This is a genomic window from Nocardia niigatensis NBRC 100131 (genome assembly GCF_000308655.1).
Taxonomy (GTDB): domain Bacteria; phylum Actinomycetota; class Actinomycetes; order Mycobacteriales; family Mycobacteriaceae; genus Nocardia; species Nocardia niigatensis.
On record NZ_BAGC01000113.1, the window covers coordinates 171,007 to 194,926 of the forward strand.

Genomic DNA, 23,920 nt, shown 5'->3' on the forward strand with positions numbered 1-23,920 from the left:
GCGACGAGTCCGGAGTGCGGATCAGACTGTCCCAGTAGGCTCGGGCGCGCGAGAGACGAGGAGCTGCCCGGTTCGCCCGACAATTTCTGATCCGTAGGGGTTTTTGTGCTGTGTCGCCTGCGAAATATTGTTGGTGCCTTGATGATCGGGTGGTGCACGATCCTCGGCTACGGCGCCGCACCGGGATTCGCACAACCACCCGACAACGGAGCGCCCACGATCCCGCCCGGAATCGCCTTGCCCTCACTGCCCGAGATCCAACAGTGGATCGACGAGGTGATCCCCGCACCGGCCCTGAGCCCGGCTCCGGCGAACTCACCCTTGGTCGACACTCCGGACCTGACACCGGAATTGGCGGCGCTGCGGGCCGCGGCCATGCCCGCCGCCATCGGTGACTCCTTCGTCGACGCCTGGCCCGACGGGCTCGACGGTGTTGACCCGGGCGGCATCGTCGCGGTCCGCGATGTAACCGCCACGGCCGCACCCACACTGATCGTGCCGGTGCGGCAGGTCCTGCAACTGAAATACCGCACCAACGACTCTCACGACGAGGCCTCCTACGGCATTGTCAGTCTGGTGCTGCCGGTGGGTGATTGGACCGGGCCGGGCGAGCGGCCGGTGGTGGTCAACAACCTGCCCATCGACGCGCTGGGCCGCGACTGCAACCCCAGTTACACGCTCGCACACGGCTTCTCCCGGGTCTCCAACTTCACCGGGTATATCCTGCCCACCACCCAGCTGGCGCTGCTGCGCGGCTACGCGGTGCTGATCACCGACCACGAGGGCCCGCGCATGGCCTATGCCGAGCCCATCGTGGCCGGGCACGCCATCCTCGACGCCATTCGCGCGGTGCGCAATCAGCTCCCGGATGAGCTGGGCGACAGCAGGTTCGGCATGATCGGCTACTCCGGCGGGGCCATCGCCACCAACGGCGCGGTGAAGCTCATGTCCGAGTACGCCCCTGAGCTCTCCGAGGTGGTGGTCGGCGCGGCCCTGGGCGGCGTGCCCGCCGATTTCAGCCTGCTGGCGCACTCCATGAACGCCAATCTGGCCTCGGGGGTGTTCCTGGCCGCGGTCTTCGGCATCGGCCGCGAGCGGCCCGAAATCCTGGCCCGCATGAACCATCTGGCGCAGTGGGCGGCGGTGTCGGTGATCAACAGCCAGTGCAGTGAGGTGTTCGCGGTGCCGGGCGTGCTGCAGCTGCCCATCGACATCGCGGCCAATATCCCGGACCCGCTGAACAGCGATCTGGCCCACGAGATCTACCGCGTCACCCGCATGGACGGAAAGAAATCGCCTGTGCCGCTGTTCATCTACAACGGCGAGCAGGAATTCTGGGTGCCCGCGGTGGGCGCGAAGAACCTCTACGAGGAGCAGTGCTCGCTCGGGGTGCCGGCGGTCTACCGCAGCGTCTTCGGCGAGCACTTCGTCGCCGCGGCCACCGGCTATCCCGAATCCCTCACCTGGCTCGACGCACGACTGCAGGGCATACCCGCGCCCGACGAATGCTGAACGCGGCCAACCCCTTCCACGGCCTCGCGGCGGTGAAAGGGGTTCCGGGGAAAGTCCCTTACATCGGGAACAGGTTGTGCTTGCGCGGGTTGTGCTTGCGAACCGCGTTCTTGTCGCGGAGCAGGCGCAGCGCCTTGCGGATCTCGAGGCGGGTCGAGGAGGGCTCGATGACCGCGTCGATGTAGCCGCGCTCCGCGGCCACCCACGGGTTGTCGATGAGCGCGTTGTAGAAGTCCACCATCTGCTGGCGCACGGTGTCGCGCTGTTCCGGCGGGGTGGCGGCGAGGGTCTTCTTACCGGTGACGGTGACCATGCCGTCCGCGCCGATGACCGCGATGCGGGCGGTCGGCCACGCCAGGTTGATGTCGGCGCCCAGCTGCTTGCAGCCCATGACCGCGTAGCCGCCGCCGTAGGCCTTGCGGGTCACGATGGTGATGATCGGGACCGTGGCCTCGATGAGCGCGCGGAACATGCGGCCGCCGCGCTTGATGACGCCGAGCCGCTCCTCCTCGACGCCCGGCAACACGCCCGGGGTGTCGACGACATAGACGAGCGGGATGTTGAAGGCGTCGCAGAGCCGGATGAAGTACGCGCCCTTGTCCGAACAGGCCGCGTCCAGCGCGCCGCCCAGCACCATCGGCTGGTTGGCGACGACGCCGACCGGGCGGCCGTCCACGCGGGCGAAGCCGGTGATGAGGTTCTGCGCGGCGCCCGCACCGACCTCGAGGAACGCGCCGTCGTCGAAGAGCCGCAGCAGCACCTCGTGCATGTCGTAGCCCTGGCGGTCGGAGTCCGGGATGATCCGGTCCAGCTCCCGATCGGAGTCGGTGATCTCCGGTTCGAGGCCCGGGTTGATGATCGGCGGCTGCTCCAGGCAGCTGGTCGGCATGTAGCTGAGGTATTCGCGCGCCCACTGCAGCGCGGCGGCCTCGGAGTCGGCGACATGGTGCAGCAGGCCGTTGCGGGACTGCACGGCCGCGCCGCCCAGTTCGTCGGCGCTGATCTCCTCGCCGGTGATGCCCTTGATGACCTCGGGCCCGGTGACGAACATGTACGACTTGTCGGTCGCGACGAGCACGTCCATATTGACCGGGCCGTACACCGAACCGGCCGCGCACTTGCCGAACATGACCGCGACCATCGGCACGTAACCCGACAGGTCCTCCTGCAGCCGGCACATGGTGGCGTACCAGGCCAGCGAGGTCACGCCCTCCTGGATGCGCGCGCCACCCGAGTCGTTGATGACGACGACCGGGCAGGCGTTGTTGTACGCGAATTCCATGGCGACGCGGACGCGGCGGCCGAAGCTCTCACCGACCGAGCCACCCTGCACCGTCGACTCGTGGGAGATGACCACGACCGGGCGGCCGTCGATGGTGCCGCGACCGGTGACCACACCGTCGCCGTAGAGCGCGTTGGGCTGACCGGGCGAGCGCATGAGCGCGCCCATCTCGACAAAGCTGCCCTGGTCCAGCAGCATGTTGACCCGTTTTCGGGCGCTGGCAACGCCTTTGGCAAGACGCTTCTGGATGCCCTTCTCGCCGGTGGGCTCTTCGGCGATCTCCAGGAGCTTGCGCAGTTCCGCCAGCTTTTCCGCTGTACCCGTCATTACCTCGGTCTTGCCTTTCCGCCGACATCGGAGCGGGCTCGATCGCGCCCGTTTCGAGCCGGATCGCGGCTCGACCGCCCACGGTACCGTGCACTGCCGACCGCGAACCAATAAACGTGTCGGTAACCTATGCCGTGTTGTTAGCAAGGTCGGCGATACACTGCGGCCCGTGAGTTCACCTATGACTGTGCGAGCGGGGACGCCCGAGGTGATTCGGCCCGACCTCGACACCTTCGGGTTCTCGGAGTGGCGGCGGACCTCCATGGTCGGTGCCGTACTGGGTGGTTCGGTCGTGAGCAGCGTGCTGCGCCGCGGCCTGCGTCCCGCCAAGCGCAAGCGCGCCGCGGCCGAGGGCGTGGTGAACGGCTTCGAGACGCTGGGCCCGATGTTCGTGAAACTGGGCCAGCTCATCGCGTCCTCGCCGGGCGCGTTCCCGCGCGAGCTGGCCGACGCCTGCCTGCGCTGCCTCGATGACGTCCCGCCCTTCCCGGCCGCGGACGCCCGCGCCATCATCGAGGCCGATCTGGGCAAGCCGATCGCGGAGCTGTTCCGCGAATTCGACGACGAACCGCTGTCGGCGGCCTCCATCGCGCAGGTACACGCGTGCGTGCTGGCCGACGGCCGACCCGCGGTGGTGAAGGTGCAGCGGCCCGAGATCGCCCGGCGCATGATCGTTGATCTGCGCGCGGCCATGCGGCTGGCGCGCGCGCTGGAGAAGCGGTCGGAGAACGCCCGCGTCGCCAATGCCCAGGCGGTGGTGCGGGACCTGTACGAGGCGACCGTCGCCGAACTGAACTTCCTCATCGAGGCCGACAATCAGACCCAGGCCCGCGACCATCTGACGGCCTTCGGCGACAACACCAATGTGGCCGTGCCCGAGGTGTATTGGGAGTACTGCGCGCCGCGGGTGCTGTGCATGGAACGCATGCGCGGCATGCCGTTGGACCGCTTCGACGACATCCGCGCGGCGCATCCGGAACCGGAGCTGCTGATCCGTCGCCTGGTGAAGGCGTGGATGGAATCGGTTGCGGTGCACGGTCTCTTCCACGGTGACGTGCACGCCGGCAACCTGTGGCTGCTCGACGACGGCCGGGTTGCCATGCTCGATTTCGGCATCGTCGGACGCATGGAGACCGAGTGGCGCGAGTTCGTGCGGGCCCTGTTCTTCGCCAGCTCCATCGACAACGACTTCCGTCCGGTCGCGCGCGCCCTGCGCAAACTGGACCTGGTCTCCGACGACAGCGGCGACGACGCCACCATCGGCCGCCAGCTGGCCGTGGCCCTGGGCCCGGTGCTCTCGGGTAGCCTCGACCGGCTCGACCTGGGTGTGGTCTCGGCCCGCCTGCTCGAATTCGGCAAGCGCCGCGGCGCGTCGGGTCCGCAACAGCTGGTCATGATGGGCAAGCAGCTCGGCTACTTCGAGCGCTACGCGGTGGCACTGGCTCCCGGCTGGAAGCTGGGCCGCGACCTGTACCTGTTCCGCAATATCTTCCCCGCCGAGGTGGCCGCCAAGGTCGCCGAGGACGGCCTCACCCTTCCCGCCGACTGACAGCGTTCCGCGCTGACGGCCATGTTGCCGTCAGCGCGCGCTGTCGGCATCCGGTCAGCGGCGACCGTCATCGTTCTTCTCGTAGCCGGAAATACCAGCTCCGGCACGCCGACCTGATCACCAGCTACCCGGACAAGGCCCGCGACCGGGCCGAGCGCATGATGCGGGCGGCGTCGGTGCAGGCGCACGCGCAGGCCGCCGAGCGGTTCGGACCACAGCGGCTGACCAACGAGGAGATCGAGCAGCGGCGCGCGGAGGCGAAGGCGCGGGCCGGCAAGCTGCGGGCGGATCTGCCCGCACATGGCGCCCGGCCGGCCGCCGAACTGGGCGGGAAAGCCTGAGAGAAGAGCCAGGAAACGCTCAGGCTACGACCAGATTCGCCCGGCACTGTGGAGAACGGAAACAGTGTCGGGCGAGCGCGTGAGGTGCGGAATGGTCGAAATCGAGGTCACCGGAACCACTGTGACGCTGCACGTCACCGGCGCTCACCGTCTGCTCGCGCTGCGGGAGCACGTCAGCTTCGATCTGTCCCAGGTCACCGCCCTCGCGCCGGCGCCGGTGGATCTGCGTCCGCCGTGGGTGCGGGCGCCGGGCACGTTCTTCCCGGGCGTGATCGCCGCGGGCATCTTCCGCGGCAAGGGCCGCAAGGAATTCTGGGATACGCGCTTCGACGGTCAGGGCGTGCTGATCGATCTGGCGGGGTCGGAGATCACCCGCCTGGTCGTGGATGTCGCCGATCCGCAGCTCGTGTTGCGGCAGCTGTCCTCGGCGATCGCGGCCTGATTCGGGCGGCCGCGGCTGTGTGTATGCCGCTCGTGCCGCAAGCCTGTTCGCGTGGCGACGGCACGAGACGGGAGATGGACGGGGGACGTGGGAATTGGCAGTAGGTCGGATGGAACTGTCAGGGAGTGTTGCAGAGGAATCCACCGGCGGGAGGCGGGACCGGAACGATCCTTTCCGGTGCCACCGCCGCCGGGCCGTTGCCGGCGGGGCCGTGGGGAGCTCCGGGACTCGCGGGTGGCGTACCGATATCGCCCGAACCCCACGCCGCGGAGGGGTTCAGGGTGAATACGGTTGCACAAACGAACGCACCGACAAGCAGGCCGATGGCTTTCTTTCGTGTCATGGAATATGACGCTACAACCAGCTCAACGCAATTCGTGGCAAGCAACGTCGTCTCGGAATGTCGCGGACCTGCCGATCGTATGTACTGGGCTTTGAATTGAGCTGCGGCACAAGCAGACTAATTGGTCGGATTAATTCGCTCCCGGATTATCGGGCTATGGGCTGCTTCAGTGCACGTTTCGATCACGAACGGGCGTGTCTGCGGTGGATTCGTCCGATTCTGTTGTTCCCTGCCAGTCGGAGGACCGACCGGGAGGAAATCGAATGACTGTAGGGCCGGGTTCCAGGATCGCCATCACGGCGGCGCTCACGCTGGCGGTTTCCGCCGCGGTGATCGGCGCGGCGCCCGTCGGGGCGGCCGCGGGATCGTGCGGAGCGAGCCTCGGGGACTATCGCGGGGAGTTCGTCGCGGCGGAGGATCCCTCGAATGTGCTGAGTTTCGACGGTGCGGGCGGCATCGCATTTCGCAGTTCTCGCTTCGGGATCGGCGAGGGCATCTATACCGTCATTCCCACCGGCGGATTCTCGGCCACTTTGCGCCTGACGGACAGCGGCGAGGATGTCGCGCGACCGGGTAATGAGCGGGCGATGGTGAAGAGTACGGCGTTCGTCTGCCCGACGCCCGGTCCCACCGTCGGGAATTTCAGTTCCCTGGATCAGAGCGGCCGGCGATTCAACTATGTGCGGTCGAGCTGAACGAACCACGTCCGCTGTGGGACACGGGTTTTCGGAGTTCGGTACGCGAATGGCGTCACGGGCGGCCGAATCGGAGAGTGACGAGCTGGAAAGGCCGCAGGCGCAATCGAATTCCCCGGTCCTCCGGTGTCGCGCTCGGCTCGTCGGGTAGCGGTCGCTCCAGCAGATCGCAGCACTGGAAGCCGGTGTTCTCGAATTCGGGGGTCAGCCGCGCCGAGGCGCGGCCGCCGCCGGCCTCGTAGACGCGCACGATCACATCACCCGACCCGTCGTCGGCGAGTTTGACGGCGCTGGTCACGACGTCGTCGTTGTCGACGGTGACCAGCGGGGCGACGGGTTCGGCGACCCCGGGTGTGAAGGGCGGCAGATTGATGCGGTAGCCCGCCCGGACCGCGTCGGTGATCGAGGCGCCGGGAACCAGGGCGTGCCGGAAACGGTGGGTGCCGTGGTCGGTGTCTGGGTCGGGGAATCGCGGCGCCCGCAGCAGCGAGGCGCGCACGGTGACGGTGGCGCCCCCGTCCGGACGGACCGTGCGGGTGAGGTCGTGGCCGTAGGTGGAGTCGTTGACCAGGGCGACGCCCCAGCCGGGTTCGGCCAGCTGGATGAAACGGTGATTGCACGCCTCGAATTTGGCGTACTCCCAACTGGTGTTGGTGTGGGTGGGGCGGAAGAGGTGGCCGAACTGGGTTTCGGACGCGTACCGGTCGGCGTGGATATCCAGGGGGAACGCGAGCTTGAGGAATTTCTCCGTCTCGTGCCAGTCGACGGAGGTGGCGATCTCCAGGGCCGGGTCGCCCGCTCTCAGGGTGAGGGTCTGCTCGACCGTCGAGGACCCGAAGGATCGTCCGAGGCGGACCGCGACCGAGGCCGGTGAATCCGTCTCCGCCGCAAGGAAGTCGACGTCGATCAGATCGGTGACGGTATTGCGGTAGAACCGGTCGACATCCCACGCGTCCCAGGAGTTCGGGTAATCCTGGTGCAGCTGCAGCAGATTCGCCGTCGCACCCGGTGGCAGGGTTTCGCGATCATTCCGAATGTCGTACATCGACACCAGCAGCCCGCGGGCATCGACCTCGGCCAGCACCAGGCCGTTCTCCAGCTCGAACCCGCCGCCGGCCCGCTCGGTCACCGTGCAGTTCCGGCCCGTCTCCTCGACCGCCGCGCCGCCGGCGGGTATCCCGCGCCAGGCGTGTGGGGCCGGATTGAAGATATTGGGCCCGGACCGTTCACCGCCGAGCGCCCATTGCGCGCGCTCGATGATCGCCGACAGCTCGGCGGCGACCTCGGTGTAGGCGCGCTCGGCCTCCCGATGCACCCACGCGATCGAGGATCCGGGCAGGATGTCGTGGAACTGGTGCAACAGCACGGTCTTCCAGAGCCGGTCCAGTTCGGCGGCGGGGTACTCGGCCCCGACCCGGACAGCCGCGGTGGCCGCCCACAGCTCGGCTTCGCGCAGCAGATGTTCACTGCGCCGATTGCCCTGCTTGGTCCTGGCCTGGCTGGTCAGGGTCGCGCGATGCAGCTCCAGGTACAGCTCGCCGACCCACACCGCCGGGTTCGGGTATTCGGCCTGGGCCGCGGCGAAGAAGTCGGCGGGCCGCTCCCAGCGGACCGTCGGCGAACCCTCCAGATCACGCATGCGGGCCGCTTTGGCGATCATCTCGCGGGTGGTCCCGCCGCCGCCGTCGCCCCATCCGGTCGGTGCGAGCGACCGGGTGGCCCGGCCCTTCTCCTTGAAATTCCGTGCCGCGTGGGCGATCTCGCGGCCCTGCATCGAGCAGTTGTAGGTGTCGATGGGCGGGAAGTGGGTGAAGATGCGGGTCCCGTCGATGCCTTCCCACAGGAAGGTGTGGTGCGGGAACTGGTTGGTCTGACTCCACGAGATCTTCTGCGTCAGCAGCCATTTGGAGCCCGCCGCCTTGATGATCTGGGGCAGCCCGGCGGCGAAGCCGAAGGTGTCGGGCAGCCAGGCCTCCTTGTTGTCGATGCCGAACTCTTCGAGGAAGAACCGCTTGCCGTGCACGAACTGCCGCGCCATGGCCTCCGAGCCCGGCATATTGGTGTCGGATTCGACCCACATGCCGCCGGTCGGCACGAACCGCCCTTCGGCGACCGCCGCCTTGACCCGCGCGTATACCTCGGGCCGATGCTGCTTGAGGAAATCGTATTGTGCCGCCTGGGACATGGTGAAGATGAAGTCGGGGTCGTCGTCGAGCAGGGCGGTCATATTGGCGGCGGTACGCGCGACCTTGCGCACGGTTTCGCGCAGCGGCCACAGCCAGGCCGTGTCGATGTGGGCGTGCCCGACCGCAGAGATCCGGTGCGCCGAGGCGGTGGCGGGCCGCGCGAGCACCTCGGCCAGGCAGGCGCGGGCGGCGCTCGCGCCCGCGTTCACGTGCTGGAGGTCGAGGGCGTCGAGGGCGCGTTCGATGGCCCGCACGATGTCGTAGCGCCGCGCGGGATCCTCCGGCATCTCGTGCATGAGCTCCCCGAGCACCTCGAGATCCTGCACCAGCTGCCAGACCTCCTCGTCGAACACCACGAGATCCATCCGGCCCAAACGGTATCGGGGCTCGTGCCCGGCGGTCTCCCGATCGCCCAGCCCGGTCGGCCCGAAGAACGGGATGACCGGATTCGCCGCCGCCTCCACGTGCAGCAGCACCTGCTCACCGCCGGTCGCCGGGGCCGCCACCCGCACCCACTGATTGCGGGGATGCAATCCCTTCACCGGTGATCCGTCGGGGAGATACACCAGGCCCTCGCACTGGAATCCGGTCATGCCCTGGTCGAATCCGAGATCGATGATGGCCTCGACCGTCCGGCCGGCCCAGCTCTGCGGCACGGTGCCCTCGACCGTCAGCCAGCTGGTGCCCCACGGCGCTCCCCAGCGGGCGCCCGGTGCGGTCGGGGTTCGCGGCGCGGCCAGCCCTTCCGCGACCGGCACCGGTTCGCCCGGCGCTGCCCAGATCGAGACCTGTAGTGGTACCGATTCGGGATGGACTGCGGGGACGATGCGGCCGAGCACGCGCCCGAGCCTGTCCTCGATCAACCGGCGGTCATCGTGCATGACGGTGGCTCCCTCGAACGTGGGTCGGGACCGGCAAACCGTGTTGCGCCCGACTCTATCGGCCGCGGGGCCTGCCTGCCGGGATGATCAGGAGCGGGCGTTGGTGCTTTCGGTCCACTTCGCCATCCACGCGGTGTTCTCGGTGGCGATGACGGATTCGCAGGCGGAGACGAACGCGGGCCAGTCGCAGAGCCCTCCCGCGGCCCAGTCGTCGGCGAGGTTGCGGAGGCGGTGAGCGGCCGCGAGATAGGTCATGGCCAGGTAGTCGTAGCGCTGCGCGGTCAGGTAGGCGGCGATGTTCGCGGTGGCGGTCGTGAGGACCGCCACCCACGGAGCCAGAGCGGTGGGGCCGGAGGCCGGGGCCAGGGCTGCCGCGGCGGCGACCAGCGCGGTCGCCATACCCAGAGCGATCGCGAATCTGCGCCAGCGTGCCGTGCGCTGTGTGTACCGGCGGGCCATCGGCCGGTAGTAGTCGTCGATCTGCCCCTGAATTCGTTGCCGGACATACGCTTCCGGCGTCAGGGTGGCCGGCGGCGGGGTAATCGGCATCGCATCGGTATCGACAGAGGGCAGCAGATCGGCCACGGCGGCGACGATGTCGGCGACCTCGTGGCGTAGCGCATTCACATCGGTCCGGGCGCCCGCCCGGAATTCGAAGATCAACCGCTTGATGCCCTCCGACGTCGCGCGCGCCCGCGTCCACGCTCGCACGGCATCAGGCGTGAGGTACTGGATTCCGACGAAGGCCGCCAGAGCGAGACACACCGCGCCGACCGCCGCGATCCCGGTCCGTGCCGCGCCACCCGAATGCAGCACGGTCGTGGTCGCGGTCGTGCACAGCGCACCGATGGTGGTAGCCGCGAACGCGGTGATCCGCGCCTGATCGAGCCGGTGCTTCAGCCGGCAGGCCGTCCGGGACCAGCGCAGCCGATGGGCCCAGAGTTCCGCGACGACCCGGTCGTCTGCCGCGCTCATGAGTCCGAGTCCGGTGCGATCGGCAGGCCGGGGCAGGCCTTGCGGTACGGGATACCGGGCGACACCCACTCGTTCCACTCCTTGTGGCTCATGTTCGCGCTGAGCTTGTCGCACAACCGATCCGGCCAGACGGCTGGTCCGGGCCAGGTGTGGATGACCGCGTGGTCGTCTACGCCGAGCGGTGAGCCGATGGTCGCGAGCTGGTGGTCGTCAGGGCTGACGGCCAGCGCTTGGATGGCGTCGGCAGTGCCGATCATCGGTTTGCCGACCGGAAGGCCGGAGTTACCATCCCAGATTCGAACTGACTTACCGGCCCCCGCGATCACGTATCGGCCATCGGTACTGAACGATACGGCGTTGATAGCTCCCAGAGGATCTGTCATCGAGTCACTGATCAGCTTCCGTGAGTCGGTGTCGAACAGCCGGATGGAGTCGTAGCTCGCGGAGGCGATGCGCCGTCCGTCGGGGCTGAACGCGAGGACTGTCGACTTGCTGGTGTCGGAGAACGGATCCCCGATCTGACGATGGGACTGCGAATCCCAGATCTCGAGTTCGGCAGATCCACCGTTGGTGACGATGTGTTGGCTGTCTGGGCTGAACGCCGCGGCGCTGACCATCGAGTGCTCGTCGATCGGAGTGCCGAGACGTTGCCCGGTGCTCGGATCCCAGAGCATCACACTGAAGTCGAGCCCGAAGGTGGGCGATGTCGGGTCATAGGCGCGGAAACCCTCGGTCGAAAAGTTCTTCGGCACCAGGCCACCGACCGTGGCCAGCTGGGTTCCGTCTGGACTCAGCACCGATGTGGTCACCACCTTCTGCGCGTCGATCTCCCATTCAGCGACAGGCGCACCGGTTTTCGCGTCGAACGTTGCGAGCGTGTAGAAGAGGATCAGGTCATCGATAGTTACCGGTTCCCGATCGGTCGGCCTCCTGTAACCCATCTCCAGGGCAAGAATACGGTCACCATCGGGGCTGAACACTGCATTGGCAGGTAGAAAGGGGTCAGTCGAGATGCTCGTGACGACGGCTCCCGTGGCCGCGTCCCAGATGCGAATAACGCCGGGCATACTCGAACCGGGATCGTTCCGGGCGCCGGCGGATATCAAGCGGGTGCCGTCCGCGCTGTAGTGGACCGACATCACCGCGGTGTCGTCCGCCGCGATCACCGTGCCAAGCGTTGCGGCGGAATTGGCGTTCCACACTCGGACGGTCTCATCGCCGCCCGACAGCACCCCGTGCCCGTCGGCGGTGAAGCCGACACCCTTCACACCGCTGTGATGCCCCGTCAAAGGGGTGCCGACCGGCTGCCGGGACGCGACGTCCCACAGGCGAATCATGCCGTCCGAGCTGCCGGATGCGACAGTGCGCCCATCTGCACTGAATGCGATGGCTCCCAGGGCTTCGTCGTGACCGCTGAGCACCGCTCCGGCCGGCTGCAGGGTTGTCGCGTCCCAGAAGTGCACTAGTTTGTCCGAGCCGCCGGAAGCGATCAGGCCGCCGCCCGGAGCGACCACGACGGCAAACGCGGACTGGTCCTCCTGGTCTGGGGCTTTCGCGACCACCGCACCGGATTCGGCGTCCCAGAGTTCGATTCCGGAATTGGTGGCGGCGACGACCCGGTTTCCTCCGGGCAGGAAGGCGATCTGAAAGGCCATATCGGTCTTCGGTATTGTGCGAACCTGTTGTCCCGCAATGACATCCCATATCTGGATCGCGCCTGGGAACATGCAGGCGGCCACACGTTGTCCATCCCCGCTGAATGCCACCGACAAGACCGCCGCACGTCCTGTCTGGAAGGGACCGGCAATATGCGAACCGGTCTGCGCATCCCAAACCTGGACCGTTCCGTCATTGCCTGCGGAGGCGAGCCGGGTGCTGTCCGCGCTGTATGCCAGGCTGGTCACGGCACTCCTGTTATTCGAGTCGAATGGAGTGCCTGTAGTTCGGCCGGTGACTCCGTCCCGCAGTTGTACCCTTCCCGCGCTCGCCGACGCCGCATGTCGCCCGTCGGGGCTGACGGCAAATGCTGTGACGGAATCCTGTGCGGGCGTGTCGAATACCTTCACCTGGGCGGATGTCGTCGCCAGCGCGTCGAGGACCGCGCCGTCGTCGGGATGCGACCCGATCTGGCGCGCGGCGAGGATCTGTTGGATGGCTCGGGTGTCACCGCCCGGCCGGACCCCGGCGAGCATGGCCTGTCCTTCGGAGACTAGGCGCAGCGCGGTCGCTTCGTGGAGCCGCCGATCGGCCTCGTTCTGCGCCAATGTGGTTCGGACCGCGAAGAATCCGGCGACCAGCGCCGCTATGACGGTGAGTGCCAGTACCGCCCGCAGGATATGGGACCGGCGGCGGAGTCCGTCGGCGTAGGCACGCGCGTCGCTCAGTTCCTTTTCGTGCCGACGCTGTTCGGCGGCCATCTCGGCATCCTGCCGCTGCCGGGAAGCCGTGAGGAATTCGCGCGCACAGGCCAGTCGATTGGCGAATGCCGGTGTGGCCGCCACTTTTTCGGCCTCGCCGAGCCGGGCGCCCGACATCAGCCAGGCGGGGTCGCGTCCGCTGCTCTCCCATTCGGTGGCGGCCCGGTCGAGGCCGTCGGCGGTCCGCAGATCGGTGGCCTCCTCGCGCAGCCATTGGGCGAGTACGGGCCATTCGCTCAGCAGGCTTTCCAGCGCGACCTCGACGGTGGTCTCGCCGCCGCGCTCGTCCTGGACCACCAGTCGGTGGTCGACGAACGCGGCGATGAGCGGGCGGCTGGTGGCGGGCAGGTCGGCGAGGCGGGCGATGCGGCGCAGCGGCTGGTCGTTGTCGGGGGCGATGGTGGCGAGCCAGGGTACGAAGGCCGCACGCAACTCGGCCAGTTGCTGCTGCCGCTGCGAGTCGTCCTGGGCGAGAATCGAATCGATCTCCGACTCGACCACGTGCGCCATCCCGCCCATCGCCGTGTAGTCGGCGACGGTCAGTTCGCCGTCGGCGGCGTAGTCGAGGAACAGCCGCCACAGGGTCAGGGACAACAGCGGCAGCGGGTTCGCGCTGTCCGCGCAGTCGGCGAGCAGTCGTTCCACGAGGTCCTCGCGCACCGTGAGCGGACTGCCGGCCGCGGTCGCGCGCTGTGCCGGGCCCTGGACGACCTCGGCGAACCGGGCGGGTTGCAGGGGCCGCAGCTCGTCGAACACCACGCTCTTCACGGCCGCCAAGGCCGGTGAGGTCTGCAGCGGCTCGTAGCGGTCGGCCCGAATGGTCAGGGCGGCAATGATATCCAGGCCGTCGGCGACCAGCCGGGCGAGAATCGACTGGAACATCCCGGCCTCGGGTCCGGCCTCGCCGCCGAACAGTTCCTCGGCCTGATCCACCGGGAGCACGATCGTCGGCGGCACGGTGTCGCTCGACTCGGCCGGCCCGTCCGTCGCGGCGGTCTGAGCCTCACGCAGCCAGGTGGTGACCTGCCCGGGATCGGAGGCGCAGGCCGCCTTGACCGCGCCGAGGGTCGGTTGCGTGAGACCCAGCCGCTGACGCACCGCGAAGACCGAGGCGGCCAGGCCGACCGGACCGGTGACCGCGGCCCGTTCGGGCCGGACGATGTCGAGCACCAGGAAATGCCGGTCGTCCCGGCTCAGGCGGGGGAGTAGTCCCGCCCGCAGGAACGAGGACTTGCCCGTGCCCGACGGGCCGAGGATGACGAACAGATTCTCGACGCGGGAGGTCCGCATGCCGCGCATCATGTCCAGCCCGCGCACGATCTGCGCATCCCGGCCGAAGTACACGGCCGCGTCGATCGCCTCGAACGGCTCCCACCCCCGATAGGGCGCGCGCCGGGGATCATTCGACGGTGGCCATTCGAAATATTCGGCCCCGATGCCCGCTTCCCGCAAACCCCGCCACAGCCGCCGCAGTCCCTCGGTCGCGAATTCGACGGGCGGTCCCCCGGTCACGGCGATGGTAGTCGTCGGGCCGGCGGGGAACAGATCGCATTGCTGCCAGTCCCGGGTGGATTCGCGGCTCACGAGCGGCTCCAGGCGGGCGGCGAATATGCGTTTGTTCAGGTTCTCCGCGGTCCGGATCTCGGTGCGGCATTCGGGCGACGAATCCCAGTGCTCCGACATCAGGCAGATCACGGCCTCACACCGGGAAGCGGCGCGGACCAGCGCGTCTTTCCAACGGACCCCGGGCGCGATCCCCGTGTCGGGGTCCAGGTCGAGGAAGATCTCGTCGGCAAGATCGGGATTCTGCGCGACGAGCCAGGCCTTCAGCGCGATAGCCTGCCGGTTGTCCCGGCTGGAATGGCTGAGGAAGATGCGCGCCATTCCCTGAGTGTCGCCACCTTCGGCGGCCGCGTCATGAGTACCGCATTACTCGGACCCAAGGTGATATCCCGCGTATATACGAAACTCGGCGACCCCGAGGGTGTGAAATCGCCGCCCGGAAGAATGCGGCTACCTCCCGGAAATCGCGATGCCGACCTGATCAGACCGTCGGCGCGGACCGATAGGGGACGGCGGCGACCTGGCGGGCGACGCGCAGCAGGGGGACGATGAGGATGCCGGCCAGGCGGGTATAGGGCCACACCGCGATGATCAGCACCACGATCAGTCCGCGCACCTGATAGAGGAGCGGGGCGTGGTCCATGACCGCCGATTCCGGATGCAGGGCGATCACTGAGCGCGCCCACGTGAAAAGTGTTTCGGCGGTGCGGTATCGGCTGTCGGTGGAGCCGCCGTCGAAGGTCACCAGGACCGCCGACAGGAGCGCCGCCGCCAGCAGCGGCAGGGTGAGGCGATCCACCGGCGTGACCCGATGCCGGACATCGGCGGAGATCAGCGGCGGAATCAGGATGAGCGCGACCCCTGTGATCGTGACGGGCACCGCCACGATCTGAATCGCGGCCAGCATCAGCTGGATTCCGTGGTCGGGTCGCGAATGCGGCCCGGACGCAACCATTTCCACGACCCGCACCACGAACACGATCGGGAACCCGGTGCGCACCGCCGCGATTCCGGCCCGCTGCGCGCGATCGAGGTGCGGTCCGTACAGGTACCCGCGGAACCCGTCCCGCCGATACCGCCACACATGTCCGGCCACGCACGACACGAGGGCGGCGTAGGGCAGCGCCACCCACAGCGCGATCATCATGCCCACATCCCACAGAGTCATTTGCCGTACTTGCTCGACGAGCAACCTTCGCACGCCCGACGCCTGCAGAGAAGTGTCGATTCGTGCCAACTCGGTGTTCCAGCGCGACCCCGGTTACGGCCAGAGGTGAGACATCATGTACGGGTATCGAACTGGCCGGTAGTCGGTGAAGGTGATGTCCCGGACATGGCTGAAATCCGACCACAGCAACCGGCCGCCCGGGAGCCGCACGGGAAGACGCACCCGCCTGCGGACCTGCCGTAACTCCGCCTCGGAGGCGGGGCGTTTCGCGCTCACGGTGCCGTAGAGGCGGATCCCGGGCGGGGCCGGGAAGCGAGCGGTCAGCAGGGACCGGAACCAGAACAGCGGACCGCTGTCGACGGCCATCAGGCACACCCGGGAATCGGTGTCCAGATTGCAGGCCAGCGCCTCGGTGTACTGATCGAAATAGAACCCGGTCGCGGTGTCGCGCAGGAAGACCGTCCCGATGGGCGTGACATGCGGTGAACCGTCGGCGTCCACCGAGGCGATGGCGCAGTGCCCGGCGCGGGATACGGTGTCGCGGACGCGATCCCAGTTCTGTTCGAGTGTCACGGTTGATCCTGACCGGTTCGGGCGGGTGGGGCGATTCGAGGGTAACGGGATTCCGGTGAGACAAGTGAGGGCGGCGTGCCGCAATTGCCGGGACAGCGGCGGGGGCGTGGCGCATGATGGCGGCATGGCTTCAGACGCGGCGCGGCGTGCGGTACTCGGAATAATTTGTGACAGCTTTGCGCCGGGGGACGGGGGTGATCTGCCGGCGGCCTCCGCACTGGGCGTGGTCGACACCGTGACCGAACTGCTCGGGCGCAATCCGCGGGCGGCGGAACGGCGGCAGTTCGAACTGCTCATGCGAGTGTGGGATTCACGCCTGTTCGGTGCGCTCAATGGCGCGGGCTGGCGGAAATTCTCGCAACTGAGCCCCGAGGACCGGGAGCGCTGGCTGCTCGGCATGGCCAATTCGCGGCTCGAACAGAAGCGGGCGCTGTTCCAGGCGTTGAAGGGCGCGGCGGTCACCTCCTACTACCTGACGCCGGGGCCCACCGGGATCAACCCGGTGTGGGATCGGATCGGGATTCCGCCCGCGTTCGGTCCGGTCGAGGGCGCGCGGCGTGGGCTCAGCCCGCAGCGGCCCGATGCCGACACCACCGTGAGGTGCGATGTGGTCGTCATCGGGTCGGGCGCGGGCGGCGGAACCGCCGCGGCGGTGCTGGCCCGGGCCGGGCTCGACGTGGTGGTGCTCGAACGCGGCGAGTACTACGACGATCCGGACTTCGGCATGGGGGAGAAGGAGGGCCTGCTGAAGTTGTACGCCCCCGGCCCGGCCGCCACCGCCGAAGGCCAGCTCGGACTCGTCGCGGGTACCGCACTGGGCGGCGGCACGGTGGTCAACTGGACCACCTCCTTCCGCACCCCGGACGATGTCCGCGAGGAATGGGCCGGACTGGGCGCACGGCAGTTCGCGGAGCAGGAATACACCGACTCTCTCGATGCGGTGGTGTCGCGTCTCGGGGTCACCATGGACCACTCGCCCGCTTCGCACCGTGACGAGATCCTCGAGCGCGGCCTGCGCAAGCTGGACTGGCACGTCGAGCCGCTGCCCCGCAATGTGACCAACTGTGATGCCGGAATCGAATGCGGGCGTTGCGGTTTCGGCTGCCGCATTGGCGCCAAGCAGTCGGTGGTCAAGACCTGGCTGGCGGACGCGGCCGAGGCGGGAGCGCGCCTGTTCGTCGGCACCGACGTCCGGCGCATCGTCGTCGAGAACGGCAGCGCCACCGGCGTGGAAGCGGTGACGGCGGACGGCCGTTCGGTGTGGGTGCGCGCCCGCGCGGTCGTGGTCGCGGCCGGGGCCGTCCAGACCCCCGCCCTGCTGCGCCGCTCCGGGCTGGGCAACCGCGCCATCGGCGACTTCCTCCGATTGCACCCGGCCACAGCGGTTTTCGGCGTCTTCGACGAGGACATTCGCCCGTGGGAGGGCGGTCTGCAGACCCGCTACTCCGAGCAGGACCACGATCTCGACGGCAACGGCTACGGTGTCATCTACGAGACCGGCCCGATGACCCCGGGCATGTCGGTGGGCTTCCAGGCGTGGACCGGCGCGGCCGCCCATCGCGACCGCATGCTGAAACTGGCCAATACCGTGGCCGTGGGCGTGATCACCCGCGATCGCGACCACGGCTCGGTCGAGACCGACCGCAAGGGCGAAGCGGTGGTGCGCTACCGCCTCTCCGCCCGCGACGCCGCCCACATGCACACCGGAATCGTCAATGCCGCAAGCATTCTGGAGGCGGCGGGCGCCCAACGGATCTTCTCCGGTCACCAGGCCGGCGTCGCCTACGAGCCCGGCGTACAGGGCTCGCACGAGGAGTTCACCGCGCAGGCCGCCGCGGCCGGGTACGCGCCGGGCCGCTGCTCGATGGGCGCGCTGCACATCATGGGCTCGGCTCGCATGGGCGGCTCACCCGCGGATTCGGCCACCAATCCCGACGGCGTCACCTGGGACGTCCCGAATATCGTGGTGGCCGACGGCTCCTGCTTCCCGACCGCCTCCGGCGTGAACCCGATGGTCAGCATCGAGGCCATCGCCCACATGAACGCCACCCGGCTGGCCGCGCGCCTGACCTAGCTGGATCCGCCCGACCCGGACCGATCCGACTGCGCGGCAGACTGTTCCAGTGCCGCGCCGAAGGCGCCGACGATCACCCGGCGGATCTGGCCGACGGCCCGGTCGATCGGGCCCGTCGGCTGGAACAGATGGCTCAGGGCGAGCCGCACCAGGACCTCCGACATCGAGGTCAGCTCGATATCGCTCATGTCGTCGAGGCCGTACTGCGTGCGCAGCGCGCCCGAGACCGCGGTGATCGCGCGACCCAGCACCGGTTCGGTCTCGGTCATCAGCACCGGCAGCAGGGCGGTGTCGGTCTCCGACCGTCCGGCCAGCACCGCCTTGAGCAGGGTGTTGTCGGCGCCCGTCCGCAGCGTGTAGTCGACCGCCTGCGTCATGCCGGCCGCCACGTCCGCGGGATGCGCGGCCAGGCTCTCGGCGATGCCGACCAGGAAGATGTCGACCTCCTGCTGGATCACCACTTCGGCCAGCTCGTGCTTGTTGGCGAACTCCTTGTAGAGCACCGGCCGACTCACGCCGACCTCCTTGGCCAGCCGCGACATGTTCACCGCACCCCAGCCCTCGGTGATGACTATCCGCCGGCCCGCGTCGACGATCCGCTCGCGCAGCAACTGCCGCATCTCTGTCTGGAAGTTCGGCGCTTCAACCACGTCCCGATGGTACATGAGCTCAACTTTCGTCCCGTCATTGACAGACTGGATTACAGTGTATCTAATGAATACAGATCTTCGGAAAGTGTAAACGCAAGGAGTACGGCAATGACGACGTCTCGTTCTCGAGTTGGGCGCGGCCGGGAGCCCGAGGCTTCGGCCCGCCCCGAGTGGCGTGACCGCAAGCGGTATCTGTGGTTGGTCGGTCTCGTCCCCCCGACCGCCCTGTTCCTGGCGCTGGCGCTGGTGTGGGCGTTCAACCAACTCGGCTGGTCGGTCGTCGCCCCGGTGTGGTGGTGGATCGGCCCGCTGCTGTTGTACGGGCTGCTGCCGGTGCTGGACCGCTTCTTCGGCCCGGACGGTCAGAACCCGCCCGACGAGGTGATGGAGTACCTGGAGAACGACAAGTACTACCGGTACTGCGTCTACGCCTACATTCCCTTCCAGCTGCTGAGCCTGACCGTCGCCTGCTACCTGTGGACCGCGAGCGACCTGTCCTGGCTGGGCATCGACGGCGGCCTGGGGGTCGTCTCCAAGATCGGCCTGACGCTGAGCATGGGCGTCATGGGCGGCGTCGGGATCAACACCGCGCACGAACTCGGCCACAAGAAGGACGAGCTGGAGCGCTGGCTGTCGAAGATCACGCTCGCCCAGACCTTCTACGGCCACTTCTACATCGAGCACAACCGCGGCCACCATGTGCGGGTGGCCACGCCCGAGGATCCGGCCAGCGCCCGCTTCGCCGAGACCTTCTGGGCCTTCCTGCCGCGCAGCGTGTGGGGCAGCCTGCGGTCGTCGTGGGAACTGGAGGCCAAGCGGCTGGAGCGACTCGGCAAGAGCCCGTGGACGATTCGGAACGACGTGCTCAACGCCTGGCTGATGTCGGTGGTGCTGTGGGGCGTGCTGGCCGCGGTGTTCGGCCCGGCGGTGCTGCCCTGGCTGGTGATCCAGGCGATCTACGGCTTCACCCTGCTGGAAACGGTCAACTACCTCGAGCACTACGGCCTCCTGCGGCAGAAGACCGCCGGCGGCCGGTACGAGCGCTGCACCCCGGAGCACAGCTGGAACTCCGACCACATCGTCACGAACATCTTCCTGTACCACCTGCAGCGGCACAGCGACCATCACGCGAACCCCACCCGCCGGTATCAGACGCTGCGCAGTATGGACGGCGCGCCGAACCTGCCCAGCGGCTACGCGAGCATGATCTCGCTGGCCTACTTCCCGCCACTGTGGCGGCGGGTGATGGATCACCGTGTGCTGGAACACTATTCGGGCGATGCCGGCAAGATGAACATCCAGCCCCGCAAGCGGGAGCGCGTCCTGGCGAAGTACGGGGTCGCGTGATGGCTTCCTACCGTTGCCCGGTCTGCGATTACGTCTACGACGAGGCGAAAGGCGCGCCGCGCGAAGGCTTCCCGGCCGGCACCCCCTGGTCCGCCGTCCCCGACGACTGGTGCTGCCCCGACTGCGGGGTGCGCGAGAAGCTCGATTTCGAACCCACCTCCACCTCGACAGGACACCACTCATGAGCACCGACTACAAACTCTTCCGCTGTCTGCAGTGCGGCTTCGAATACGACGAGGCCCTGGGCTGGCCCGAGGACGGCATCGTCGCCGGCACCCGCTGGGACGACATCCCCGACGACTGGTCCTGCCCGGATTGCGGTGCGGCCAAGAGCGATTTCGAGATGGTCGAGGTCAGCCGCGCGTGAGCGGTCGCACCGTCATCGTGGGTGCGGGCGTCGCGGGCGCGACCGCCGCCCGCACCCTGCGTACCGAGGGCTACACCGGTGAGATCGTCCTGATCGGTGCGGAACCCGCAGCGCCGTACCGCCGCCCGATGGTGTCGAAGGAATTGCTGGCCGGCACCGTCGAGGATCGTCGAACCCTGTTGCAGCCCGCCGAATTCTGGCAGGCCCACGACATCGATCTGCGCGTCGGCACCGAGGTCGAGTCCATTGCCCCCGAACCCGGGCTGGTCCGGCTCGCCGACGGCACCGCCGTCGGCTACGACACCCTGCTGCTCGCCACCGGCGCGCGCCCGCGCCCGCTGCCCGGCACGGCCGACGCGCCCGGTATCCATACCGTGCGGCACCGGGCGGATGCCGCGGCGTTGCGGGAGGCGATCCAGCGTGATGGGTCCCTGTTGATCATCGGCGCGGGCCTGATCGGCTGCGAGGTCGCCGCCACCGCACGGGGACTCGGGGCCGAGGTGACGGTGCTCGATGCCGGGGCCGCGCCGCTGGAGCGGGTCGCGCCCGCAGTGGTGGGCGACTACGTCCGGAAGCTGCACGCGGACAACGGCGTTGCCATCCGGACCGATGTCCGGCTGACCCAGCTGGCCCGCGACGGCGCGGAGGTCGTCGCGGTGGCCGACGATGACCGCACCTGGATCGCGGGCACGGTGCTGGTGGCGATCGGATCTGTCCCGGACACTCGGCTCGCCGAGGCCGCCGGCCTGGCCGTGGCCGATGGCATTCGGGTCGACGAGGGCTACCGGACATCAGCGCCCGGGGTGTACGCGGCCGGTGACGCGGTCAGCCGATTCGATCCCGGGACGGGGGAGTATCGGCGCGAGGAGCATTGGAACAGCGCGCAGGCGCAAGGGGCCGCCGCCGCCCGCTCGATGCTCGGGCTGCCCGCCGCGGTCGCCGAGGTGCCGTGGGGCTGGTCGCTGCAGTACGGCAGGAACGTGCAGTTCGCGGGCGTGATTCAGGCCGGCGATGACCTGGTCGTGCGGGGTCGTGTCCAGGACGGCGACGCGACTGTGCTCGCGCTCCGCGAGGGTCGTCCGACGGGCGTGGTGGCCATTGCCCGCCCGGCCGAGTTCCGGGCCGCCCGGGACCTGATCGCCCGGGGCGGGCCGGTGGACCCCGCCGCCTGCGTCGACGAATCCCGGCCGCTGGCCGAGGCGCTCGTACTGTCCGGACAGTCGTGAGGGCGGACGCCCGCAGTTGAGCTAACAGCCCGCAAAATCCGAAATGCCGCTGGACCATTCGAATGGTTCGGCGGCATTTCGCATTTGCCGACCCATTGCTGAAACCTGCTGGTAGAGCGTGCTATCCGCGCGGCGCGCGCATCATTCCCTTGCTCACGGACCCCTGTCAAGAGCGTGGCGATTTCCGTGAAGACTGACACGTCAGTCCGAAATGTGTATTACTGTCTCGGTCAGTCCGCGCCGGTCAGCAGAGGGACCGGTCGGCATCGACCAGCAGTGGGGCTGTGGGGTGGTGAACATTGGTCGACAAGGCTGTTCGGGGGCCGGAGCCGTTGATACGGCAGGCAATCGAATTCGTGCTCTCGGGGCTGCGGACATTCGGGCGCACCATTCAGCTGGCGATCGCGGCGTTCCGGTTCCTGATCGGCGATATCGTTACGCTGCGGCATCCGTGGCGTGACACGCTACAGCAGGGTTGGTTCATCGTCAGCGTGACCGCGATTCCCGCTGTGCTGGTGTCGGTTCCGTTCGGCGTCATCGTCGCGGTGCAGGTGGGGAGCCTGACCCAGCAGGTAGGCGCGAGTTCGGTCTCCGGCGCGGCCGGCGGCCTGGGCGTGATCCGGCAGGGCGCGCCCATGGTGACCGCGCTGCTGCTCGGCGGCGCGGCCGGATCGGCCATCGCCTCGGACCTCGGCGCGCGCACCATCCGCGACGAGGTGGATGCCTTGCGCGTCATGGGAATCGACCCGGTGCGCCGGCTGGTCGCGCCGCGGCTGGCGGCCATGATCGCGCTCACGCCGCTGCTGTGCATGCTGATCATCTTCATGGGCGTGTTCACCGGGTACGTGATCGCCGTCGGCTTCCAGGGCGTGACGCCCGGCTCCTACCTGTCGGCCTTCGCGGCCTTCGCCAAGATGACCGACCTGTGGGTGGCCATCGTGAAGTCGATCGTCTTCGGGGTCATCGTGCTCGTGGTGTCCTGCCAGCGCGGACTCGAGGCCGGCGCCGGTCCGCGCGGGGTGGCCAATGCCGTGAACGCGGCGGTGGTGATCGGCGTGATCGCCGCCTTCGGCGTGAATCTGGTGATCACCCAGCTGGTGTCGATGTTCGTCCCGACGCAGGTGGGCTGATGACACAGGTACCAGCCCGATACACGCCGCTCGGGACGGCGGGCCGGGTGATCGGCGCGAGCGCGCACGCGCCCATGTCGGTCCTCGAATCCCTGGGCCACCAGGCGACTTTCGTCTACGACGTGCTCGCCGCCATCCCGCACACCCTGCGGATCTACCGGCGTCAGACCATGCTCATCCTGTCCGACATCACCTGGGGTTCCGGGGCGATCATCGTCGGCGGCGGCACCGTCGCCGTGCTCGCCTTCCTCGGCATCGCGGTCGGCGGCTCCATCGGCGTGGAGGGTTTCACCGCGCTGAACATGGTCGGCATGGGCCCGCTCACCGGGTTCGTCTCCGCCTACGCCAATACTCGCGAGATGGCGCCCATGGTGGCGGCCATCGGCTTCGCGGCACAGGCGGGTTGCCGCATGACCGCCGAGATCGGGGCGATGCGCATCTCCGAGGAGATCGATGCGCTCGAGGCCATCGGCATCCGGCCGATGCCGTTCGTGGTGACCACCCGTGTGATCGCCGGCGTGATCACGATCGTGCCGCTGCACCTGCTCACGCTCATCCTGTCGTACCTGTCCTGCGCGACCGTGGTGAACGTGCTGCACGGGCAGTCATCGGGCACCTACTACCACTATTTCGACGCCTTCCTGCAGCCCGGCGACGTGCTGGCTTCGCTGGTCAAAGCGACGATCTTCGTGGTCGTCATCATTCTCATCCACGGCTACCAGGGCTTCTACGCCTCGGGCGGCCCGGAGGGTGTGGGCCGGGCCTCCGGTCGCGCCATCCGCGCCAGCCTGGTGCTGGTGGTCATTCTGGACATGATCCTCACGATCGTGATCTGGGGCCTGGATGTCGGCATCCGGATTTCGGGGTGAAAC

19 protein-coding genes are annotated in these 23,920 nt (G+C 68.3%); 12 read left to right on the top strand and 7 right to left on the bottom strand.

Translation table 11 applies throughout. The features are described from left to right. Positions 1 to 141: 141 nt before the first annotated feature. Positions 142 to 1,512: a lipase family protein gene (locus ON33_RS36280; RefSeq protein ID WP_083869573.1), complete on the top strand. Its 1,371-nt coding sequence runs from the start codon at positions 142 to 144 to the stop codon at positions 1,510 to 1,512. 58 nt (positions 1,513 to 1,570) lie between these two features. Here ON33_RS36280 and ON33_RS36285 read toward each other — a convergent pair whose 3' ends face one another. Then, positions 1,571 to 3,121: an acyl-CoA carboxylase subunit beta gene (locus ON33_RS36285; protein ID WP_040863662.1), complete on the bottom strand. Its 1,551-nt coding sequence runs from the start codon at positions 3,119 to 3,121 to the stop codon at positions 1,571 to 1,573. A 181-nt stretch (positions 3,122 to 3,302) separates the two neighbouring features. Here ON33_RS36285 and ON33_RS36290 point away from each other — a divergent pair, with 181 nt between their 5' ends. The 4 genes from ON33_RS36290 (at position 3,303) to ON33_RS36305 (ending at position 6,491) form a co-directional block, all read left to right on the top strand. Continuing rightward, positions 3,303 to 4,670: an ABC1 kinase family protein gene (locus tag ON33_RS36290; RefSeq protein WP_040863663.1), complete on the top strand. Its 1,368-nt coding sequence runs from the start codon at positions 3,303 to 3,305 to the stop codon at positions 4,668 to 4,670. Positions 4,671 to 4,831: 161 nt separating this feature from the next. Beyond that, positions 4,832 to 5,011 carry a hypothetical protein gene (locus ON33_RS36295; protein ID WP_157184927.1) on the top strand — a complete coding sequence of 60 codons (180 nt, stop codon included), beginning with the start codon at positions 4,832 to 4,834 and terminating at the stop codon, positions 5,009 to 5,011. A 91-nt stretch (positions 5,012 to 5,102) separates the two neighbouring features. Further along, positions 5,103 to 5,453: a hypothetical protein gene (locus ON33_RS36300; RefSeq protein WP_040863665.1), complete on the top strand. Its 351-nt coding sequence runs from the start codon at positions 5,103 to 5,105 to the stop codon at positions 5,451 to 5,453. Positions 5,454 to 6,059: 606 nt separating this feature from the next. Further along, on the top strand, positions 6,060 to 6,491 hold the full coding sequence (locus ON33_RS36305; protein WP_040863666.1) for a hypothetical protein: 432 nt from the start codon (positions 6,060 to 6,062) through the stop codon (positions 6,489 to 6,491). Between the two features lie 55 nt (positions 6,492 to 6,546). Here ON33_RS36305 and ON33_RS36310 read toward each other — a convergent pair whose 3' ends face one another. The 5 genes from ON33_RS36310 to ON33_RS36330 form a co-directional block, all read right to left on the bottom strand. Then, positions 6,547 to 9,558: an alpha-mannosidase gene (locus tag ON33_RS36310; protein ID WP_040863667.1), complete on the bottom strand. Its 3,012-nt coding sequence runs from the start codon at positions 9,556 to 9,558 to the stop codon at positions 6,547 to 6,549. 87 nt (positions 9,559 to 9,645) lie between these two features. Further along, entirely contained in the window at positions 9,646 to 10,533 is an 888-nt protein-coding gene (locus ON33_RS36315) for a DUF4231 domain-containing protein (protein ID WP_040863668.1), read from the bottom strand. Further along, on the bottom strand, positions 10,530 to 14,834 hold the full coding sequence (locus tag ON33_RS36320) for an nSTAND1 domain-containing NTPase (protein WP_040863669.1): 4,305 nt from the start codon (positions 14,832 to 14,834) through the stop codon (positions 10,530 to 10,532). Before ON33_RS36320 ends, ON33_RS36315 begins: the two co-directional genes overlap by 4 nt. 160 nt (positions 14,835 to 14,994) lie before the next feature. Next, the gene (locus tag ON33_RS36325) at positions 14,995 to 15,681 is read right to left on the bottom strand and encodes a respiratory nitrate reductase subunit gamma (protein ID WP_040863670.1); all 687 of its coding nucleotides are present in this window, start codon (positions 15,679 to 15,681) and stop codon (positions 14,995 to 14,997) included. Between the two features lie 93 nt (positions 15,682 to 15,774). Further along, entirely contained in the window at positions 15,775 to 16,254 is a 480-nt protein-coding gene (locus ON33_RS36330) for a pyridoxamine 5'-phosphate oxidase family protein (RefSeq protein WP_040863671.1), read from the bottom strand. A 124-nt stretch (positions 16,255 to 16,378) separates the two neighbouring features. Here ON33_RS36330 and ON33_RS36335 point away from each other — a divergent pair, with 124 nt between their 5' ends. Next, the gene (locus tag ON33_RS36335; RefSeq protein WP_040863672.1) at positions 16,379 to 18,328 is read left to right on the top strand and encodes a GMC family oxidoreductase; all 1,950 of its coding nucleotides are present in this window, start codon (positions 16,379 to 16,381) and stop codon (positions 18,326 to 18,328) included. Here the strand turns inward: ON33_RS36335 and ON33_RS36340 are convergent. After that, positions 18,325 to 18,978 carry a TetR/AcrR family transcriptional regulator gene (locus ON33_RS36340; RefSeq protein ID WP_245551158.1) on the bottom strand — a complete coding sequence of 218 codons (654 nt, stop codon included), beginning with the start codon at positions 18,976 to 18,978 and terminating at the stop codon, positions 18,325 to 18,327. The genes ON33_RS36335 and ON33_RS36340 overlap by 4 nt on opposite strands. Before the next feature lie 108 nt (positions 18,979 to 19,086). On the opposite strand from ON33_RS36340, the gene ON33_RS36345 reads away from it, so the two are divergent. From ON33_RS36345 to ON33_RS36370, 6 genes are all read left to right on the top strand, one after another. Further along, positions 19,087 to 20,325 (top strand): alkane 1-monooxygenase, encoded by a 1,239-nt coding sequence (locus tag ON33_RS36345; protein ID WP_040863673.1) that lies wholly within the window; start codon positions 19,087 to 19,089, stop codon positions 20,323 to 20,325. Beyond that, complete coding sequence (locus ON33_RS36350; protein WP_040863674.1) at positions 20,325 to 20,510, top strand: rubredoxin; 186 nt, start codon at positions 20,325 to 20,327, stop codon at positions 20,508 to 20,510. Before ON33_RS36345 ends, ON33_RS36350 begins: the two co-directional genes overlap by 1 nt. Continuing rightward, complete coding sequence (locus tag ON33_RS36355) at positions 20,507 to 20,692, top strand: rubredoxin (protein ID WP_040863675.1); 186 nt, start codon at positions 20,507 to 20,509, stop codon at positions 20,690 to 20,692. Before ON33_RS36350 ends, ON33_RS36355 begins: the two co-directional genes overlap by 4 nt. Next, positions 20,689 to 21,918: an NAD(P)/FAD-dependent oxidoreductase gene (locus tag ON33_RS36360; RefSeq protein ID WP_040863676.1), complete on the top strand. Its 1,230-nt coding sequence runs from the start codon at positions 20,689 to 20,691 to the stop codon at positions 21,916 to 21,918. The genes ON33_RS36355 and ON33_RS36360 overlap by 4 nt, the downstream gene beginning before the upstream one ends. Before the next feature lie 299 nt (positions 21,919 to 22,217). Further along, the gene (locus ON33_RS36365; protein ID WP_083869575.1) at positions 22,218 to 23,048 is read left to right on the top strand and encodes an MlaE family ABC transporter permease; all 831 of its coding nucleotides are present in this window, start codon (positions 22,218 to 22,220) and stop codon (positions 23,046 to 23,048) included. Then, positions 23,048 to 23,917 carry an MlaE family ABC transporter permease gene (locus ON33_RS36370; RefSeq protein WP_040863677.1) on the top strand — a complete coding sequence of 290 codons (870 nt, stop codon included), beginning with the start codon at positions 23,048 to 23,050 and terminating at the stop codon, positions 23,915 to 23,917. The genes ON33_RS36365 and ON33_RS36370 overlap by 1 nt, the downstream gene beginning before the upstream one ends. The last annotated feature ends 3 nt before the right edge of the window (positions 23,918 to 23,920 follow it).

Excerpts from the sequence above, each read along its gene's own strand:
- ON33_RS36280 (WP_083869573.1), top strand. The coding sequence starts at position 142 with ATGATCGGGTGGTGCACGATCCTCGGCTACGGCGCCGCACCGGGATTC.
- ON33_RS36285 (WP_040863662.1), bottom strand. The coding sequence starts at position 3,121 with ATGACGGGTACAGCGGAAAAGCTGGCGGAACTGCGCAAGCTCCTGGAG.
- ON33_RS36290 (WP_040863663.1), top strand. The coding sequence starts at position 3,303 with ATGACTGTGCGAGCGGGGACGCCCGAGGTGATTCGGCCCGACCTCGAC.
- ON33_RS36295 (WP_157184927.1), top strand. The coding sequence starts at position 4,832 with ATGCGGGCGGCGTCGGTGCAGGCGCACGCGCAGGCCGCCGAGCGGTTC.
- ON33_RS36300 (WP_040863665.1), top strand. The coding sequence starts at position 5,103 with ATGGTCGAAATCGAGGTCACCGGAACCACTGTGACGCTGCACGTCACC.
- ON33_RS36305 (WP_040863666.1), top strand. The coding sequence starts at position 6,060 with ATGACTGTAGGGCCGGGTTCCAGGATCGCCATCACGGCGGCGCTCACG.
- ON33_RS36310 (WP_040863667.1), bottom strand. The coding sequence starts at position 9,558 with ATGCACGATGACCGCCGGTTGATCGAGGACAGGCTCGGGCGCGTGCTC.
- ON33_RS36315 (WP_040863668.1), bottom strand. The coding sequence starts at position 10,533 with ATGAGCGCGGCAGACGACCGGGTCGTCGCGGAACTCTGGGCCCATCGG.
- ON33_RS36320 (WP_040863669.1), bottom strand. The coding sequence starts at position 14,834 with ATGGCGCGCATCTTCCTCAGCCATTCCAGCCGGGACAACCGGCAGGCT.
- ON33_RS36325 (WP_040863670.1), bottom strand. The coding sequence starts at position 15,681 with ATGACTCTGTGGGATGTGGGCATGATGATCGCGCTGTGGGTGGCGCTG.
- ON33_RS36335 (WP_040863672.1), top strand. The coding sequence starts at position 16,379 with ATGGCTTCAGACGCGGCGCGGCGTGCGGTACTCGGAATAATTTGTGAC.
- ON33_RS36345 (WP_040863673.1), top strand. The coding sequence starts at position 19,087 with ATGACGACGTCTCGTTCTCGAGTTGGGCGCGGCCGGGAGCCCGAGGCT.
- ON33_RS36350 (WP_040863674.1), top strand. The coding sequence starts at position 20,325 with ATGGCTTCCTACCGTTGCCCGGTCTGCGATTACGTCTACGACGAGGCG.
- ON33_RS36355 (WP_040863675.1), top strand. The coding sequence starts at position 20,507 with ATGAGCACCGACTACAAACTCTTCCGCTGTCTGCAGTGCGGCTTCGAA.
- ON33_RS36370 (WP_040863677.1), top strand. The coding sequence starts at position 23,048 with ATGACACAGGTACCAGCCCGATACACGCCGCTCGGGACGGCGGGCCGG.